The sequence below is a fragment of the Bacteroides intestinalis DSM 17393 genome, assembly GCF_000172175.1.
GTDB classification, from domain to species: domain Bacteria; phylum Bacteroidota; class Bacteroidia; order Bacteroidales; family Bacteroidaceae; genus Bacteroides; species Bacteroides intestinalis.
Map to the genome: position 1 here is coordinate 119,616 of NZ_ABJL02000008.1, position 16,929 is coordinate 136,544.

Annotated in this window: 19 protein-coding genes and 2 pseudogenes; 14 read left to right on the forward strand and 7 right to left on the reverse strand. The window is 53.5% G+C overall.

Going from position 1 to position 16,929, the window contains the following annotated elements; genetic code table 11:
- The first annotated feature begins 14 nt into the window (after positions 1-14).
- Entirely contained in the window at positions 15-605 is a 591-nt protein-coding gene (locus BACINT_RS09785) for a DUF4948 family protein (protein WP_004295259.1), read from the forward strand.
- A 28-nt stretch (positions 606-633) separates the two neighbouring features.
- Here BACINT_RS09785 and BACINT_RS09790 read toward each other — a convergent pair whose 3' ends face one another.
- The 7 genes from BACINT_RS09790 to BACINT_RS09820 all read right to left on the reverse strand — a co-directional run bounded on the left by BACINT_RS09790 (position 634) and on the right by BACINT_RS09820 (position 6,093).
- Positions 634-1,020, reverse strand: coding sequence for a hypothetical protein (locus BACINT_RS09790; RefSeq protein ID WP_004319173.1), 387 nt, complete (start codon positions 1,018-1,020; stop codon positions 634-636).
- Entirely contained in the window at positions 1,017-1,412 is a 396-nt protein-coding gene (locus tag BACINT_RS09795) for a hypothetical protein (protein WP_004295258.1), read from the reverse strand. The genes BACINT_RS09790 and BACINT_RS09795 overlap by 4 nt, the downstream gene beginning before the upstream one ends.
- Positions 1,413-1,416: 4 nt before the next feature.
- Positions 1,417-1,698: an Imm17 family immunity protein gene (locus BACINT_RS09800; protein ID WP_004295465.1), complete on the reverse strand. Its 282-nt coding sequence runs from the start codon at positions 1,696-1,698 to the stop codon at positions 1,417-1,419.
- Between the two features lie 154 nt (positions 1,699-1,852).
- A complete protein-coding gene (mobC, locus tag BACINT_RS09805) occupies positions 1,853-3,862 on the reverse strand; it encodes a conjugal transfer protein MobC (RefSeq protein ID WP_007662663.1) in 2,010 nt (669 codons plus the stop codon).
- Positions 3,863-3,899: 37 nt separating this feature from the next.
- Positions 3,900-5,045, reverse strand: coding sequence for a conjugal transfer protein MobB (gene mobB, locus BACINT_RS09810; protein WP_007662664.1), 1,146 nt, complete (start codon positions 5,043-5,045; stop codon positions 3,900-3,902).
- Positions 5,039-5,461: a conjugal transfer protein MobA gene (gene mobA / locus BACINT_RS09815; protein ID WP_007662666.1), complete on the reverse strand. Its 423-nt coding sequence runs from the start codon at positions 5,459-5,461 to the stop codon at positions 5,039-5,041. The genes mobB and mobA overlap by 7 nt, the downstream gene beginning before the upstream one ends.
- Positions 5,462-5,850: 389 nt before the next feature.
- On the reverse strand, positions 5,851-6,093 hold the full coding sequence (locus BACINT_RS09820; RefSeq protein ID WP_007559006.1) for a hypothetical protein: 243 nt from the start codon (positions 6,091-6,093) through the stop codon (positions 5,851-5,853).
- Positions 6,094-6,163: 70 nt separating this feature from the next.
- Here BACINT_RS09820 and BACINT_RS09825 point away from each other — a divergent pair, with 70 nt between their 5' ends.
- From BACINT_RS09825 to traK, 13 genes and pseudogenes are all read left to right on the forward strand, one after another.
- Complete coding sequence (locus BACINT_RS09825; RefSeq protein WP_007559008.1) at positions 6,164-6,916, forward strand: ParA family protein; 753 nt, start codon at positions 6,164-6,166, stop codon at positions 6,914-6,916.
- 6 nt (positions 6,917-6,922) lie between these two features.
- Positions 6,923-7,345, forward strand: coding sequence for a DUF3408 domain-containing protein (locus tag BACINT_RS09830; RefSeq protein ID WP_004319163.1), 423 nt, complete (start codon positions 6,923-6,925; stop codon positions 7,343-7,345).
- 41 nt (positions 7,346-7,386) lie between these two features.
- Positions 7,387-7,806, forward strand: coding sequence for a DUF3408 domain-containing protein (locus tag BACINT_RS23655; RefSeq protein ID WP_004295458.1), 420 nt, complete (start codon positions 7,387-7,389; stop codon positions 7,804-7,806).
- Positions 7,803-8,543 (forward strand): hypothetical protein, encoded by a 741-nt coding sequence (locus BACINT_RS09840; RefSeq protein WP_007662668.1) that lies wholly within the window; start codon positions 7,803-7,805, stop codon positions 8,541-8,543. Before BACINT_RS23655 ends, BACINT_RS09840 begins: the two co-directional genes overlap by 4 nt.
- Before the next feature lie 145 nt (positions 8,544-8,688).
- Entirely contained in the window at positions 8,689-8,991 is a 303-nt protein-coding gene (locus BACINT_RS09845; RefSeq protein WP_004319158.1) for a DUF4134 domain-containing protein, read from the forward strand.
- Positions 8,992-9,011: 20 nt separating this feature from the next.
- The gene (locus tag BACINT_RS09850; protein WP_044155184.1) at positions 9,012-9,338 is read left to right on the forward strand and encodes a DUF4133 domain-containing protein; all 327 of its coding nucleotides are present in this window, start codon (positions 9,012-9,014) and stop codon (positions 9,336-9,338) included.
- Positions 9,335-10,255: pseudogene (locus BACINT_RS09855) on the forward strand (TraG family conjugative transposon ATPase); the annotation flags it as partial. The gene BACINT_RS09850 and the pseudogene BACINT_RS09855, both read left to right, overlap by 4 nt.
- A 601-nt stretch (positions 10,256-10,856) precedes the next feature.
- Positions 10,857-12,518, forward strand: coding sequence for a group II intron reverse transcriptase/maturase (gene ltrA, locus BACINT_RS09860; RefSeq protein WP_198136854.1), 1,662 nt, complete (start codon positions 10,857-10,859; stop codon positions 12,516-12,518).
- Positions 12,519-12,631: 113 nt separating this feature from the next.
- A pseudogene (locus BACINT_RS09865) lies at positions 12,632-14,209 on the forward strand (TraG family conjugative transposon ATPase); the annotation flags it as partial.
- A 14-nt stretch (positions 14,210-14,223) separates the two neighbouring features.
- Positions 14,224-14,538, forward strand: coding sequence for a DUF3876 domain-containing protein (locus BACINT_RS09870; protein ID WP_004303798.1), 315 nt, complete (start codon positions 14,224-14,226; stop codon positions 14,536-14,538).
- A gap of 35 nt (positions 14,539-14,573) precedes the next feature.
- On the forward strand, positions 14,574-15,194 hold the full coding sequence (locus BACINT_RS09875; RefSeq protein WP_004295452.1) for a DUF4141 domain-containing protein: 621 nt from the start codon (positions 14,574-14,576) through the stop codon (positions 15,192-15,194).
- 19 nt (positions 15,195-15,213) lie between these two features.
- Complete coding sequence (gene traJ, locus BACINT_RS09880) at positions 15,214-16,293, forward strand: conjugative transposon protein TraJ (protein WP_007662673.1); 1,080 nt, start codon at positions 15,214-15,216, stop codon at positions 16,291-16,293.
- Positions 16,294-16,304: 11 nt separating this feature from the next.
- Positions 16,305-16,928, forward strand: a complete 624-nt coding sequence (gene traK / locus BACINT_RS09885) for a conjugative transposon protein TraK (RefSeq protein WP_004295450.1) — start codon at positions 16,305-16,307, stop codon at positions 16,926-16,928.
- Position 16,929: the final 1 nt, after the last annotated feature.

A 16,929-nucleotide genomic window follows, 5' to 3' on the forward strand; every position in this document is an offset into this window, starting at 1 on the left:
TTAAACATTAGAAAATGAGAACACCAGTCATAATCCTGTTATTTGTAATCCTGCTTGCCGTAAGCTGCGGAGAGCCTCCCATGCCGCCGTCGGACGAGGAAATGATACGCCATTTCACCACGCACGAGGTGGCGTTCCGTAAGGTGTACGAAATCATGGCAGAGAGTTCAGAAGGTAGTTTTCACTACCCGCCGCTTTCTCCGGAAGAGGTTATTATACTTGATTCAATGGAGCAAAGCGATACATCCCATGAAACGAATGATGAACAAGACATCCCGGTATATGGACTGTTGAAGCCGGAGCGAATCCTACTCGACTCCCTGTTATCAGAGATTGGATGCGGTTTTATCCTTGTTGATCGCAGGGAATGGGGAACGGCAGATTCGGTATATGTGAGCCTCGTTATGCCGTACTACTCCCACGGCATCGTGGATGCCGGAACGTCCAAGAGTTTCGTTTACGATCCCGGATTGAGAAGCCGTCGGAATATCCGTATCACCGAACATGGCGACCTGAACGAGATCTACCGCAGGACGTACAACGACACCACGCTTTACAAGCCCATCAAGGGAAACTGGTACATCGAGTTAGACCATTCGATATAACGGCCCGGAGTCCGTATCAAAGTATGTATCACTTTTTGTCAAGAAGATACATCATAAAGCAGATAATGGCCATCGCAAGGAAAAATAACAGAACCGCAAGGAGTTCGTTAAACCTGCACTTGGCATAGTGAGACATCACTGCTTTGCCTCGCCATTTGTAAATCCTGCTGACGAGCGACATAACGGCAAATGTGACAATGCTAAAAACGACACATGGCAACAATGCCGACACACCTGGAAAAAGCCGGATAGTAACAGTCATCATAGGGAATATCAAAAGAGCGAAGATATAAATCGAGAGCATCATTTCGCCATCGACCCTGCCTGTTCGTCTTGCCTGCTTCCATTTCTCCCCCATCCACCAGAGGTAGTCCCAGAGATAAAACCGTTGCTTATTCTCCTGCCGTTTCATCATGCCCAATGTATAAATCCGAGGTGGAACATCAGCGCTACATTTGCCACGATCAGGGCGATAGCGATAAGAACTATTTTGGCGAGCTTCCTGCCGGGATGTTTCATCTTCCCGTAATGTTCACGGAGTGCTTCACGCCGTCCGGCTGTATAGCGTAGCTTGCAGAATAAATCGGGAAGAAAGCAGAGAGGAATCACTATGGCCAAACCAATCATCCAGCCGAAAAGGCGCAATATCGGCGGAAACCCAAGCGGTATGAGTAGGACGAAGAGCCAGCACCAAAACAGTAGCATACGTCCATTGAGATTGGTACGCTCCCTTTCGTGCCATATCTCGGCTACATACCACATATAGTCGATGAAGCAGATCCGGTATTTGCGATTGTCCTTTTCCATACCGTTATCTCCATACAAAGAAACCAACCAATATAAGTATAATCAGAACGCTGACCAACACAATCTGAACCCTGCGGCGTGTTTCAGGCTTGCAATCATCAAATAACCACAGTTTGCTGTTAAACTGCCAATGACACGCCCATTTCCAACGGAACAGCAACCCTGCAAGCCATAGGGCAAGCAACCCGACACCAAACAGCAACCCGTATTTCGGGTGAGCCTGCAACCACTCGAAAAACGCTTCCGCCTTGCTGTTCATTGCTTCGTATATATCGGTAACTGTCATACTTATAATTAAAAGGATTCCGAACACAAAAATAATGTTTTCCGTTCACATAATCACTACTTTATGCTCCAAAACACCGGCTGTACGGTTATAAAACCAGGAAACAGCCCCGGTTAAGGTCACGGAGGTTGTTTGCGGGGGTGTTTGTGTTCATTTAGTTCTGTTCCGGCAGGAGCTTGCAAAGCACCGGGTCGTTCTTGATACGTTCCAGTTCCTCGGCGACGATGCGGCCGGCCTCTGCCTTGATACGTTCGTAGTTTTCCTGCACGACCTGTTTCATGTGATCCGTCCCATTCTCATCCGTGAAGTCGGTAATTTGTGGTATCTTCTTGTACCGGGCCGTTTCCGCTTTCACTTTTTCGTTGTCCACGACAATCTCGCAGTGGAAAATCTTCTGCTCGATACGTTCGTCGAAATTGTCCGCCACGGCCCCGACGAACATTCCCTGCGTGAGCGTCGAGATCTTCGAGGCCGGGATCAGGCTGTCCAGCTGCGTGGATATGGATGTCGATTTGTCGCTGCGGCTCAACGTCATGCTCTGCCGCTTCTGCAATACCTTACCGAACCGTTCCGAGAGTGTTTTGGCCGTTTCACCTACGACCTGCCCGGAGAAGATGTTGCCCACCGTGTTCATCACGACGGCGGCCTCCTTGTCCCCGTAGTCCCTCTTCAACTGTGAAAAATCCTGGAAGCACAGCAGCACGGCGACCTTGTTGCTTCTGGCCGTGGCGATCAGGTTGTCGAGTCCCTTGAAGTAGATTGTCGGCAGCTCGTCGATGATGATGCCCGATTTGAGCTGGCCTTTCTTATTTATGAGCTTGACAATCCGGGAATTATACAATCCCAAAGCCGCTCCGTAAATGTTTTGCCTGTCGGGATTGTTCCCCACGCAGAGTATCTTGGGATCGTCCGGGTTATTGATGTCGAGCGTGAAGTCATCGCCCGACATGACCCAATATAGCTGGGGCGAAATCATGCGGGAAAGCGGAATTTTGGCCGATGCTATCTGGCCCTGGAGCTGGTCTTGAGCGCCTCCGAGCCAGGCATCCATAAAGGGGCTGAGGTAGTTTTCGAGTTCCGGGTAGGATGTCAGAATCGGGAAAATATCCTCGTACCGCTTGTTCAGGAACTCGATGGCGTGCGGGAAGGTACAATACCGCCCGTTGTCGTAGATGCGCAGGAACCAGATCACGGCCGCGAAAAGGATAATGGGGCTTTCCACAAAAAAATCGCCCTGCTTCTGCACCCAACTTCGGTTCAGGTTGAGCATGATGGTATAGGCGCTCTCGTAGGCGTCCGAAATATCGGTCATGAAGTCCGGGTGAATGGGGTTACAGCGGTGCGAGCGGCGCGGGTCGTCGAAATTTATGACGTAGAAAGTCGGGATTTTCTTGTAACCTTTCTGGTGATTCAGCAGGTGGTTGTAGGCGATTTCCGAAAGATCGGGAAACTTGTAGTCATAGATGTATTGGGTATAGCCCTTTTCGATTTGCTGTTTAATAAACTGGTTTACAACACAATAACTCTTCCCGCTGCCCGGGCTTCCCATGCAGATGCAAGCCCTTTGCGGGTTTACGACGTTGGCGAACCCGTTGTTCCACTGTTTGTTATAGTAAAATTTCGTCGGCAGATTTATGGAGTACTCGTTCTCGATCAGGCGTGTTTCCTGCTGGAATGATTCGTTCTCGTTGTTGAAAGGGTCATCCATGAGATTGTTCTTCAGCAGGCGGGACATCCACACGCCGCCCATCAAGAGGCAGATATACCCGGCCGATAGGGTCAGTATGTAGAAAGCCGCGTTCGCCGTTGCCGTCAGCGGCAAGTCCAGCAGCCACCAGTTGAAGAAGAACAGCACGCCTCCCGTGGCCAGCGATGCCGTGATTTTCCGCCAGGTAATTTTCTCCTCTTTTACTCCTTTTGTCCCGAGGCATGAAAGGGCGAGGAACACGACGGCGAAAAGTTTCGTCCATAGTATATTCCGGAACAGCCCCGCGGTGCGGTCGAAGTTCAGCAGAATCCTATCGACCACGCCGATATTGATTCCCCATTCCCGTATCTGCCCGTAGCAGAACCAGTAGATGTTGATAACCACGAACAAGATACTCAATGCCCGCATGAAATCCATTGTTTTTGCAAGACCCCGAAGGTCGTCTTCCTGTTGCATAACCGTAAGATTTAATAAATGAATGATAATTGAGATGTTATACTTTCCTCCGTCGTGAGGTATTCCGCTTCCGTTGCCCGTCCCGTCCGGCAGGCGCTTGTTTCGGGGACAAGCCCCTCGTGTTTTCCCCGGGATTCCGTTTTCCGCCGAAGCGCAGCTCGAAGGCGTTGGCCGAGTATGCCTTTCCCAGCCGTGATCCGTTCACGACCGTCCGTGTTTCGTGGTCAATGAAGGTCACACCCACGATGCGGCCGTTTTCGTTGCGTCGTATGTAGAGATCCACCCGGGCTCCTCGCAGGCGTTCGCGCAGTTCTTCCTCCGTGGGTTCTCCCCGAAGCGCTTTATCGACCCGGCCACGGATTTGCCTCCTCGTGTCGTCCTTCCCGAACCGTTCGGCGCTGCGCTCCATGTGCCGTTCCAGCCCGTCATACCCGACCTCTTTACCGAACAGTGAGGATTTGAGCGGCGCGGCCACTGCCTTGTCCCCGTTCTCGTCCAGCAGCGTGTAGAGCAATCCCCGGTAGGGGGTTCCGTTCCGCTCTCCCCGGACTTCCTCTATACCTATATTATATAGGGACAGCAATGCCCGGAACTCGCCGAGGGTCTGGAAGCGGTATGTCGCCACGGCCGGTTTTATTACCGCTGCCACCTGGCGTTTCAGGTCGCCCCGCGTGTAATCGGCGGGGACGATCCCTTGCCCTTTCTCCCGCTTTCTCCCTTTGGCGGGATGCAGTCCGTACTCCCGTTCCAGTTCCTCGGTAACGGCCACGCTGCGTTCGTTGCGCCTGCTGTCGTTTATCTTGCGCCCGTCCTGGGCCACCTGCACCGACACGATATGGATATGCTCCCGTCCGATGTCGGTATGCTTGAATACGATATAAGGTTGTCCTCCCCAACCCATGCGCTCCATGTAGGCCCCGGCTATCTCCGCGAGCTGCCCGTCGTCGAGGCGGTCTTCGGGAGCCGGGTTGAGCGATACGTGCACGACGGGTTTTTCCGTCCGGTAGTGCGAGGGCATCCAGCGCAGGAGGTCTTCTGCCGTCGCGGCCACGTTGAAGCGCCCATCCGTCGGCTCCCTCACGATGTGGGTCAGCAGTACCTTCCCGTCGCCCCGATCGACTTTCTCCTGGTTGTACGCCAGCGCGCCGTACACGTCTTTTCCGGTGGTGATATTGGCTACCATCGCTGTTTGAACTCTTCGGAGAGCGACACGACCTGCTGCCCGACGGCCGCCAGTTCACGTGTCGCTCTCTCCAGTTTATAGAGCAGCGCGAGTGTTTTCTTCTCGGAAAAATGCGCGTGCAGCTCCTTCACCACCTGGTTATAATTCGTTCCTATGGCACGGAATTGGGCGTGGAAAGCGGTCAGCTTCGCCACGTATTCGAGCGTTCCCCGGTCGGTCTTTACCACCCGGAACGCCTCGTTGAACACTCTCGCTTTGATAAAAGCGGCTTTGGACAATAGCCCGGACTGCTCGTAAAGGTCGAGGAAACGGGCATGTTCCACGGCTGAAAAGTTTACCGAAAAGCGGTAAACGGCCGGGTCGTTTTTCGCGGGTCGTCCCCCTTTGCCCCCTCGGGGTTTTCTGTTCTTTTCCATCGCATCGAAATTTTAAGGAGAGGCCAGGGCCTCCCGGTTCCTGAAAATTCCGATCCCTTCGCGGCTTGCCGCCCTTCTGAAAAGCACCGACTCCGGAGGTGCTTTCTCCCCCTTGCGGGCAAGCTGTTTTCTGCTGCAAAACGAGAATCGTGCAGCAGAAAACACAGCTTGCTATTTGCCCTTTGCAAATACTTTCTGCCCGCTCGCGGACAGAACATTGAAAGAGCCGCCGTAAAACGGGGCAAGGACGGCTTCATTAGCGTCGGGATCGTTCACGAGGCAAAGATACCGACCTATTCAATCACTTGTGCCATAAGCGATTACGCCACTTGCGTCCACTTTGACGCCACACGCGGCCATAGCGGAAAAAGAGCATACAACCCGTGTTTTTAAGGGTTTACTTTGCACGTGAGAACGGATACGGGCAATGACACATCCCCCTGTCCGCACACGTGCGGACGGATGCAGAAAACACCGTGTGCAGAGGAAAAAGCGGGTCTTTGTCCGGATAAGCAAATGCGGTTGCGCATGAGTATAAAATCGGACACGCGCCCATGCACCGGCATACCGGCGTAACAGCCTGCCAGCGCACCAGCATATATGCGTGCCGGCATACCTGCATAAAATCTCATGCCGTCACTTGCCCGGATACGTGAAGAGATGAACGATTACCCGATTGTATAACTAAAAACGCATGGAACAATGAAAGAGAAAACGAAATTCGTGGCCTTCTCCACCCAGAAAGGCGGAGCGGGCAAAACCACCCTCACGGTGCTGGCAGCCTCTTACCTGCACTATGTAAAGGGTTTCAATGTCGCGGTCATCGACTGCGATTATCCCCAACACTCCATCGTGGAGATGCGGGAACGTGACCTGAAGCTTGCCCTCGAAGACGAACATTACAAGAGGTTAGCTTACGAACAATTCACCCGGCTTCAAAAGAAAGCCTATCCTGTCGTGGAAAGCAACACGAAAGAGGCGTTGGCCGATGCCGACTACCTCCTGCCGCAAGGTGATTTCGATTATGTGTTCTTCGACCTTCCCGGTACGATCAATAACGAGGATCTGATTCATTCCCTGGCCGGAATGGATTATCTCGTCGCCCCGATCAGTGCCGACCGGGTTGTCATGGAAAGCACCCTGAATTACGCGGTTGTGGTAAAGGAGCATATCATGGGCCGCGAGAAGTCCCGGATGAAAGGGCTGTATATGCTATGGAACATGGTGGACGGGCGTGAAAAGACAGAGTTATATCAGGTTTACGAGGCGGTAATGAAAGAGTTGGATCTTCCTGTTCTGAAGACCTTCCTGCCTGACACCAAGCGTTTTCGTCGTGAGCAGAACGCCAGCCGTCGCTCTGTCTTCCGCTCCACGCTCTTCCCGGCAGACCGTTCTTTGATCCGGGGCAGCAACCTGGATAAACTCGTGGATGAATTGATCGAACTGTTAAAGTAGGATCTCATGAGCGGAAAAGAACATGACGACGGTTTGGACGCTTCCTTCATCATCAGCCAGGCCAAAAGCCGAAACCGGCCATTACATCCTTACACGCCGGAAAAAGAGGAGGAGGCATCGGCTCTATCGGAACCGTCCGGCGAGGCCGCCGCCTCGCCGGCTACGAAAGAGGAGGGACGCCGCCGAAGAGGGAAAGGCCAGGATTACGAGCGTCTTTTTATCCGGAACGCCCCCTCCAATACCCGAAGTGGCAAAACGGTGTATATCCGCAAGGAGTTTCACGAGCGTATAACCCGGATAGTGCAGGTTATCGGTAAGAACGAACTCTCGCTGTATAGCTACCTGGACAATGTGCTGGAGCAGCATTTCGCGACCTATCAGGAGGAAATTTCGGAACTCTACAAGAAACGGAACTCCGATATTTTTTAGTTATGAACCCAATATTTACAACCTATTAAAAACAATCCATCATGTCAGACAAAGCAATTATTTTATCTGTTATCCTGGCGGCCGTCCTTTGCGTCGCCGTGCCCTTCATCTTCCGCGTGTGCCGCTACCGGCGCAGGATGAAAACCCTTATCGTCCCCGACGGCCCTTCGGGGGAGGTCGCCGTGGGGACTGTCCCCACCCCCGAGGCCGAGTACCTGGCCCGTTACATCTGCCTGCTGCGGCTGCCTTTCGCCGGTAACAAGCACGTGAAGATACGTCCGTCGTATCACGAGCGTATCCGCGAGATCACCCGTGTCATCGGTCGTGGCGACGTGACGATCACGGCCTACGTAGACAAGGTTCTCAAGGCGCACCTGGACGATAACCGGGAAACCATCGAGCGGCTTTTCGAGGAGCGTGAGGCCGTGGCCTCCCGGCAACCCAAAGCGGAGGAGCGATGAACGGGGCGTTGTGGCTGCTGCCCCTCTTTGCCGTGGGGTATGCCTTGTGGGCGTTTTTCCGCCTGTGGCGGATGGAACGCAACGAACCGGCAGACGGGATCGTTGCCGAAGACACTCCCTGCCGGCAGGAGATCATCGGCAGGAGCCGCTTTGTCCTCGACCCGCGCCACTCCCGGCCACAAGCTGCCGTAGAATCTGAAACTGAAAAAGTTACGGAAAAAGCCGATATATTTGTGCCCACGAATGTACCCGAACACCCCCGGCAGATTCCGCCGGAAGACCTGGATGAAGTGTTCGGTGTCGCTCCCGAGGGGGAGCCTAACGAACCTCTGGAAATCGACTTTCCGCTGTACGATGAATCTTTCCCGGATGCGGACGCGGAGGAGCCGGATTATGACGAGGATGAAGACGACACCGAAGAGCTGCCCCTTTTGGGCCGCTCGCTTGCCCAGGGGGTTAGTTTTGAACAGATGGGCGAAGCCTACCGCCACGTGGTACATGATCCACCTTCAACAGACGAGCAAAGGGAGGAAACGGGACGTGTCCTCCTGGGCCTGAAACAGACCGACATGTTCGAGGTCATCGTTTCGGGCTGCCCCGACGGGAACGACAGGGTAAAATCCCTGATCGACACCTACCTCTCGGCCTTTCACCGGCGTATGTCCGAGAGGTCTGCGGAAAGCCCATCTCCGCAGGGTTCGGTTCCCACGGGTTTCGACGTCCGTGAGTTTGTTTAACCCCATAATGACATCACGATGAAAGAAAAAGACTACGGGTAGCGCGTGAGGCTATCCTCGAACCACTGAAAAAATCCGAATCAAGAAGTTTAACCCGGTGCGGGGCCTATCCATCCCCGCGCCACAATTCAAACATTATCGAGTTATGAGAAAGAACAAGATTCTTCTTCCGGCGGCATTTCTCTTTGCCGCCATCTCCTCCGCTTTCGCGCAGGGCAACGGCATCGCCGGCATTACGGAGGCTACCAACATGGTAACCAGCTACTTCGACCCCGGCACGAAACTCGTGTACGCTGTGGGGGCTGTGGTCGGCCTTATCGGGGGCATCAAGGTCTATAACAAGTTTTCGAGCGGCGACCCCGACACGTCGAAGACCGCCGCGAGCTGGTTCGGCGCGTGTATTTTCCTGATTGTCGCCGCGACGATCCTACGCTCTTTCTTCTTGTAGTCCAACCTGTCATGCAAATAATTATGGAATATGGAATCAACAAGGGAATCGGCAAGAGCGTGGAGTTCCGGGGTCTGAAGGCGCAGTACCTCTTCATCTTCGCGGGCGGCCTGCTGGCCGTCTTCGTGGTGTTCGTCATCCTCTACATGGCAGGGGTCGATCAGTGGATATGTATCGCTTTCGGCGTTGCGGCGGCTTCGGTGCTGGTCTGGCTTACCTTCCGCCTGAACGCCCGTTACGGGGAACACGGGCTGATGAAGCTGCTCGCCGCGCGCCGGCATCCCCGCTACCTGCTCAACCGCAAGTCCCTGCGCCGGTTGCTGAAAAGAAAGGGGGGCCGCGTATGAGAAACCTCTTGAAAGCCACCACGCTGGAAAGCAAGTTCCCGCTCCTGGCCGTGGAAGGCGGTTGTATCATCAGCAAGGATGCGGACATAACGGTCGTCTATCGGGTCGAACTCCCGGAGCTATTCACCGTCACGTCCGCCGAGTACGAGGCGATCCACGCCGCCTGGTGCAAGGCCCTGAAGGTCTTGCCCGAATACAGCGTGGTACACAAGCAGGACTGGTTCATCCGCGAGCGTTACCGCCCGGCCACGGGCGAGGGGGACATGAGTTTCCTCTCCCGCAGTTACGAGCGGCATTTCAACGAGCGTCCGTTCCTGACCCACGCCTGCTTCCTCTACCTGACAAAAACGACGAGGGAGCGTATGCACATGCGTTCAGACTTCTCGACCCTCTGCCGGGGCAACATCATTCCCAAAGAGGTAAACCGGGAATCGGCGACAAAATTCCTGGAGGCGGCGGAACAGTTCGAGCGTATTCTGAACGATTCGGGTTTCCTGACCCTTGTCCGCCTCACGGGGGACGAGATCACGGGTACGGCGGATTGTCCGGGCCTGCTGGAACGGTACTTTTCCCTCTCGCTCTCGGAGACGACTTCTCTTCAGGACATCGAGCTGGGGGCCGAGGTTCTGCGCGTGGGCAACAAACGGGTGTGCCTGCACACGCTCTCGGACACGGAAGACCTGCCGGGGCGCGTGGGTACGGACACCCGTTACGAGCGTCTTTCCACCGACCGTTCGGACTGCTTGCTCTCGTTCGCGGCCCCCGTGGGGCTTCTGCTTTCCTGCGACCACCTTTACAACCAGTACGTGTTCCTGGAAGACAGCGACGAAAACCTGCGTATGTTCGAGAAACGTGCGCGTAACATGCAGTCCCTTTCCCGCTACTCCCGCGGGAACCAGATAAACAAGGAGTGGGTGCGATACGTCGCTGTGTAAGTAATTGTTAAACTTAGATTTAACCCGTTGTTTCGTCAACGGTAGCCTATGGACAGATGCACCAATAGTAATATACTGTATCAAAGCTGTCCAGACAAGGTAGCCCTTCCGAAAGGAGCAGTCAGAACCGTGAGGGAAAGACAATGGCTGTTAGTATCATACAGTCAGGGAGCTTGGCTTGGGTGGTATGGTTAGCGTAAGCGAACTGTCGTCTAAACGTCGTAAGGTTGAAGAAGCCAAAGATACTGATAGGCTTCAGCCCAAAAGGGAAGCAGTCGGTTATTCCTCTCCATTCTGGGAATACACGAACAGAGTACTGCCGGTGTAATAGACAGAACCTAACCCACTTATAAGTTACTTGCACGGAACGTAGTAAGCCCGTATTTCTCCTGCCAATGACAGGTAAGCAGACCGTAAGGAATGCCGAATGGAGTGCGGGTATAGGATTGCAGAAAAAGCGAATGCCACCCTGTAATGGGGTGAATAGGGATTGAAACATCATCCCGCTGCGAAAGCAGGCTGACTTCTGCGGTAGGTGATTCTTTACAAGAAACTTTTAGAACTTTTAAAAGGAGAAAAGCAAATGAACGAAATTAAAAAATCGTGTGCATCGACTGACCAAACGCAGAGCAAATGGGACAGTATAAATTGGCTCAAATGCGAAGCTGCGGTTCAAAAGCTACAAGCGCGTATTGTAAAGGCTCAAAAAGAGGGTCGCCACAACAAGGTCAAAGCCTTGCAGTGGACACTGACCCACTCGTTTTACGCTAAAGCATTAGCGGTAAGACGTGTAACTTCCAATAATGGGAGTAAAACGGCTGGCGTCGATATGGTAACATGGAAAACGCCAGATGCTAAAGTGTGTGCAATAACCGAACTGAAAAGGAGAGGTTATACACCCCAACCTCTGAGACGAGTACATATCAGAAAGAGTAACGGGAAATTAAGACCATTGGGTATACCAACTATGAAAGACCGGGCTATGCAGGCATTGTATCTGATGGCACTGGCTCCCGTAGCTGAAACAACGGCTGATGCCAATTCTTATGGTTTCAGAAAAGAAAGGAGCACGGCAGATGCCGTTCAACAATGCTTCAATGACCTGGCAAGGACGACATCCCCACAATGGATCTTAGAAGGTGATATCAAAGGTTGTTTCGACCATATCAGTCATGAATGGTTGCTTGACAATATCCCTATGGATAAAGTTTTGCTCCGTAAATGGTTGAAAAGTGGATTTATTTTCAACAAGCAACTTTTTCCGACAGAGGAGGGAACTCCTCAAGGCGGCATCATCTCCCCAACTCTTGCAAATATGACTTTGGACGGACTGGAAAAACTGCTTGCCGATAGCTTTCCGATAAACCGCTCGAAGAAAAATTACTATACTCCTATGATAAATCTTGTTCGCTACGCGGATGATTTTATTATCACAGGAGAGAGTAAGGAGTTGTTGGAGAACCATGTTAAACCATTAGTCATTGAGTTTCTTCAAGCAAGAGGGCTTACCTTATCAGAAGAAAAGACTAAGATAACTCATATAGAAGAAGGGTTTGATTTTCTTGGGTTCAATATCAGAAAATATAAAGGCAAGTTTATCACAAAACCATCCAAGAAGAGTCGAAAGAGATTTTTAGATAAGGTTCGTGAAATAGTGGACAAGAACAAGTCTTCTAAGCAACAATCTTTGATACGATTGCTAAACCCAGTCATTAGAGGATGGGCGAACTACTACAAGGGGTGTTCTGCATCGGAAACTTTCCGTAAAACAGATGCACAAATTTTCAACAAACTATGGCGATGGTCTCGCAGAAGACATCCCAAAAAAGGTAAACGATGGATTGCCAACAAGTATTATCACACTGTAAGAGGTAGAAGCTGGACTTTTGCCGTACCGCTTGAAAACAGGAAAGTGGATAAATACCACACTCTTGTGAGATTGTCGGATACGAAAATAAAGCGACATATCAAAATCCGCAGTGAGGCCAACCCATATAATGCCGATTGGAAAGATTTCTTCGATCAATACAAGACCCGAAGAATGCTTGCACACTTAGACGGCAAGCAATATATCTATCGCCTGTGGAATCAGCAAATGCAATGTTGCCCTGTGTGTGGCAAGCACATCACGCGGGAAACTCCCTGGAAAATTACTGAAATGACAGGGAGCAGTAGAAAGGCGAAAGTCCTAATACATGATCATTGCAGCCGAATTACTAACAGAAATAAATGGAAGTTACTATGAGCCGGCTTTTAGTTACAAATAAAAGTTTTGAATTGCTTGAGCCGTATGAGGGGAAACTCTCACGTACGGTTCTTAGAGGGGAAAGCTCCCGTAAGGGGGCTGACCTACTCGACATCGACCAGTATCTCAACGAGGCGCACTCGTTCGGTCTTCAATCCGTCCGGGCCCATTTCAACGTGCTGGCCTGGTCGGACGACGTGCAGGAGCTCCGGCATATCCGCAATGATGTGGGCAGCCAGCTCGCTCTGATGGAGTGCCGCCCGCGCCACAACACCGTGGACGCCGCCACGCTCTACTGGGCGGGTATGCCGGGCAACGCGGGGGATTTCCCCGCCGAGGAATCGTTCTACACGTTCATCGAGCCCGCAGTCTGTTTCTTCACGGAGGAAACCAACTATAAATCCTCGTCCAGCCCTTTCGGCATCAAGCTGTGCGACCGCGTAAGCGGCAGGCCCCTGCACCTGGACATCTCGGACGAACCGATGAAAAAAGGGATCATTACGAACAGGAATAAATTCGTGTTAGGCGGCTCGGGGTCAGGCAAGTCATTCTTTATGAATCATTTAGTCCGCCAATACTGGGAGCAGGGCACGCATGTCGTGCTGGTGGATACCGGTAACAGCTACCAGGGTCTTTGCGAGCTGATCCGGCGTAAGACCAAAGGTGAGGACGGCGTGTATTTTACCTATACTGAGGAACATCCCATCAGTTTCAACCCGTTCTACACCGACGACTACTATTTCGACGTGGAGAAGAAGGACAGCATCAAGACGCTGCTGCTGACACTCTGGAAAACCGAGGACGACAAGATCACAAAGACCGAGAGCGGCGAGCTGGGCAGTGCCGTGAACGCCTATATCGAGCGTATCCGCGCCGACCGGAATATCGTGCCGTGTTTTGACAGTTTCTACGAGTACCTGCGGGACGACTACCGCCGCGAGCTGGAGGAGCGGGAGATCCGGGTCAGCCGCGAGGATTTCAACATCGACAACATGCTCATCACCCTGCGGCAGTATTATAAGGGCGGACGCTACGACTTCCTTCTGAACTCCCGGGCCAACATCGACCTGCTCTCGAAGCGCTTCGTGGTCTTCGAGGTGGATTCCATCAAGGAAAACAAGGAGCTTTTTCCCGTGGTCACCATTATCATCATGGAGGCTTTCATAAACAAGATGAGACGGCTCAAGGGGGTACGCAAACAGCTCATCGTCGAGGAGGCCTGGAAGGCGCTCTCTACGGCCAATATGGCTGAATATCTGCGTTATATGTATAAAACCGTCCGCAAATACTACGGTGAGGCCATCGTTGTGACGCAGGAGGTCGAGGACATCATTTCCAGCCCGGTGGTCAAGGAGGCGATCATCAACAACTCGGACTGCAAGATCCTGCTCGACCAGCGCAAGTTCATGAACCGTTTCGACGCGATTCAGTCCTTGTTGGGGCTGACCGACAAGGAGAAGGCGCAGATTCTCTCGATCAACCAGTCCAACGACCCTTCCCGTAAATACAAGGAGGTCTGGATCGGTCTGGGCGGCGTTCAGTCGGCGGTCTATGCCACGGAGGTCAGCGTCCCGGAGTACCTGGCCTACACGACCGAGGAAACGGAGAAAGTGGAGGTACAGCGGCTTGCCGGCGAGCTGGGCGGTGATATGGAACTGGCGATCAGGCAGCTCGCCGAGGGCAAACGTTAAAGGGAGGGCAGGCCATGTATCGCAAGTGTATCGGATCAGACCCCACGGCGGCGCGTTTGGACTTCGCGCTGTACGAGGTGGCGGGCGAGTGGGAAAGCCGCTCGGGTTCTCCCCGGGTTCGCATCTACCGCAACCCGGGACGCCGGGGCGGCGGTTTTTACGTGGAGGTGTCCTACAAGGACGGGACACGCTTCTCCCGTCCCGTGAGGAAGTATTGGGGAGGTATCCGTTACTTCGACCTCTACGGGTATGTCGCCCTGGCCTACGATGCGGGGCGCGAAGTGCTCCAGCTCTCCGCCTACGGGGATTATTACCGGGCGTCGGAATGACCGCCCAAGTATTCACGAATTAAATAATGAAAAGGATGAAACGATTGATTTTAACGCTGTTCGTGGGGCTTCTTTGCTTCACGTACCAGGCAAAAGCGCAGTGGACGGTCATCGACCCGTCGAACCTCGTTCAGAACATCAAGAGCGCGGTTCAAAGCTCGACCACGGCGACCAACATGGTCAAGTCGCTGCAAGAGAGTATCAAGATTTATAACCAGAGCAAGGCTTACTACGACGCCCTCAAATCGGTGCATAACATCATCAAGGATGCCCGGAAGGTGAAGCTGACGCTCGAAATGGTCAGCGAGATCACGGAAATCTACACCTCGGGATTCAACCGTATGGTTTCAGACCCGAACTTCACGGTGGACGAGCTGGCGGCGATCTCGGCGGGTTACGCCCGGTTGCTGGAGGAGGGCGGTGCGCTGGTGGCGGAACTCAAGACGGTCATAACCGGCGGCAACGGCCTCTCGCTCTCGGACAAGGAGCGGATGGACGTGGTGGATCAGGTTTACACGAAGATGCTGGAGTACCGCAACCTCACGCGCTATTACACGCGCAAGACCATCTCCGTGTCCTTCATCCGCAGCCGCGAAAAGGGCGACGCGCACCGGGTGCTGGCACTTTACGGGAACCCGAACGACAGATATTGGTAACCTGAAAACGGAGGCAGTCATGGATTTCGACAATTTACACCAGGTTCTCCGGAACCTGTATCAGGAGATGATGCCGCTATGCGGCGACATGATCGGGGTGGCGAAAGGTATCGCCGGCCTGGGTGCGCTCTTTTACGTGGCTTACCGGGTATGGAAGGCACTGGCCAATGCGGAGCCTATCGACGTGTTCCCGCTCCTGCGGCCTTTCGCCATCGGCTTGTGCGTGATGTTCTTTCCCACCGTGGTTCTGGGGACGATCAACGCCGTGATGTCGCCCGTGGTGCAGGGCACGCACGCCATACTGGAGGGGCAGACGTTGGATTTGCAGGCATACCAGCAACAGAAGGACGATTTGGAAGCCGAGGCCCGCAGGCGCGAGGGCAAGGCTTGGTTAGTGGACGACGAGGTGTATGAACAACGGCTTGCGGATATGGGTATCACGGACTTGGGCGAGATTATCAGCATGTGGGCCGAACGCACGTGGTACGACATCAAGGCCGGTTTCCGGCAGCTTGTCCGGGACTTCTTCGAGTTGTTGTTCAACGCCGCGGGGCTTACCATCGACACGCTGCGGACATTCTTTTTAGTCGTGCTGTCGATTCTGGGGCCCTTGTCGTTCGCCCTCTCCATTTACGACGGCTTCCACTCGACGCTCGCGAGCTGGATTTCCCGCTATATCAGCGTGTACCTTTGGCTTCCCATCGCCGACCTGTTCTCCGCGGTGCTGGCCAAGATCCAGACGTTGATGCTCCAGGCGGACGTCCTGGCCCTGCAAGACCCCAACTACATTCCCGACAGCGGCAGCGGTGTCTATATTATCTTTTTGATTATAGGTATCATAGGCTATTTCACGATCCCCACCGTTGCCGAGTGGGTGATCCAGTCGGGCGGAGCCGGCGGGGCTATGGGCGGTATCAACAAGGCCGGGGCATTCGCCACGGGTGTCGCGGGCGGTATCGCCGGCAACATGATCGGCCGCACGTTCGGGCGTCGCGGCGGTGGCGGTTCCTCCTCCGGTAACGGCGGCGGTGGCCCGGCTTCGGGCAGTGCCCCCAACGGGCGCAACCTGGCAACACAAGGTAACAATAATCATTCATAACAATTTGGACAATGGAATTCAAGTCATTAAAAAACATCGAAACAAGTTTCAGGCAGATTCGGCTTTTCGGTATCGTGTTCCTCTGCCTGTGCGCGCTGGTATCCGTGTTCAGCGTGGTCGCGAGCTTCCGTTTCGCCGAAAAGCAGCGCGAGAAGATCTACGTCCTGGACGGGGGCAAGTCGCTGATGCTGGCGCTCTCGCAGGATTTGAGCCAGAACCGCCCCGTGGAGGCGCGCGAACATATCCGGCGTTTTCACGAGTTGTTCTTCACCCTCTCGCCCGACCGTGCGGCCATCGAGAGCAACATCAACCGCGCGCTGTTCCTGGTCGATAAGAGCGCCTTCGCCTATTACCAGGACATGCAGGAGAAAGGTTACTACAACCGTGTGGTGTCGGGGAACATCAGCCAGCGTATCGAGGTGGACTCCGTGGTGTGCGACTTCAACGCCTATCCCTACCGGGCCATGACCTATGCCCGGCAAATGATTGTCCGCGAGAGCAACATCACCGAGCGTTCGCTGGTCACGCGCTGCGAGCTGATCAACTCGGGGCGTTCGGACAATAACCCGCAGGGTTTCATCATGGAGAAATTCGAGATTCTGGAGAACCGCGATTTACGTACATTAAAAAGATAAG

Excerpts from the sequence above, each read along its gene's own strand:
- mobA (WP_007662666.1), bottom strand. The coding sequence starts at position 5,461 with ATGGAAAAGAACAGAAAACCCCGAGGGGGCAAAGGGGGACGACCCGCG.
- BACINT_RS09875 (WP_004295452.1), top strand. The coding sequence starts at position 14,574 with ATGAAACGATTGATTTTAACGCTGTTCGTGGGGCTTCTTTGCTTCACG.
- traK (WP_004295450.1), top strand. The coding sequence starts at position 16,305 with ATGGAATTCAAGTCATTAAAAAACATCGAAACAAGTTTCAGGCAGATT.
- BACINT_RS09820 (WP_007559006.1), bottom strand. The coding sequence starts at position 6,093 with ATGAGATTTTATGCAGGTATGCCGGCACGCATATATGCTGGTGCGCTG.
- BACINT_RS09845 (WP_004319158.1), top strand. The coding sequence starts at position 8,689 with ATGAGAAAGAACAAGATTCTTCTTCCGGCGGCATTTCTCTTTGCCGCC.
- BACINT_RS09795 (WP_004295258.1), bottom strand. The coding sequence starts at position 1,412 with ATGGAAAAGGACAATCGCAAATACCGGATCTGCTTCATCGACTATATG.
- mobB (WP_007662664.1), bottom strand. The coding sequence starts at position 5,045 with ATGGTAGCCAATATCACCACCGGAAAAGACGTGTACGGCGCGCTGGCG.
- BACINT_RS09800 (WP_004295465.1), bottom strand. The coding sequence starts at position 1,698 with ATGACAGTTACCGATATATACGAAGCAATGAACAGCAAGGCGGAAGCG.
- BACINT_RS09830 (WP_004319163.1), top strand. The coding sequence starts at position 6,923 with ATGAGCGGAAAAGAACATGACGACGGTTTGGACGCTTCCTTCATCATC.
- BACINT_RS09870 (WP_004303798.1), top strand. The coding sequence starts at position 14,224 with ATGTATCGCAAGTGTATCGGATCAGACCCCACGGCGGCGCGTTTGGAC.
- mobC (WP_007662663.1), bottom strand. The coding sequence starts at position 3,862 with ATGCAACAGGAAGACGACCTTCGGGGTCTTGCAAAAACAATGGATTTC.
- BACINT_RS09840 (WP_007662668.1), top strand. The coding sequence starts at position 7,803 with ATGAACGGGGCGTTGTGGCTGCTGCCCCTCTTTGCCGTGGGGTATGCC.
- BACINT_RS09825 (WP_007559008.1), top strand. The coding sequence starts at position 6,164 with ATGAAAGAGAAAACGAAATTCGTGGCCTTCTCCACCCAGAAAGGCGGA.
- BACINT_RS09790 (WP_004319173.1), bottom strand. The coding sequence starts at position 1,020 with ATGATGAAACGGCAGGAGAATAAGCAACGGTTTTATCTCTGGGACTAC.
- traJ (WP_007662673.1), top strand. The coding sequence starts at position 15,214 with ATGGATTTCGACAATTTACACCAGGTTCTCCGGAACCTGTATCAGGAG.
- BACINT_RS09785 (WP_004295259.1), top strand. The coding sequence starts at position 15 with ATGAGAACACCAGTCATAATCCTGTTATTTGTAATCCTGCTTGCCGTA.
- BACINT_RS23655 (WP_004295458.1), top strand. The coding sequence starts at position 7,387 with ATGTCAGACAAAGCAATTATTTTATCTGTTATCCTGGCGGCCGTCCTT.
- ltrA (WP_198136854.1), top strand. The coding sequence starts at position 10,857 with ATGAACGAAATTAAAAAATCGTGTGCATCGACTGACCAAACGCAGAGC.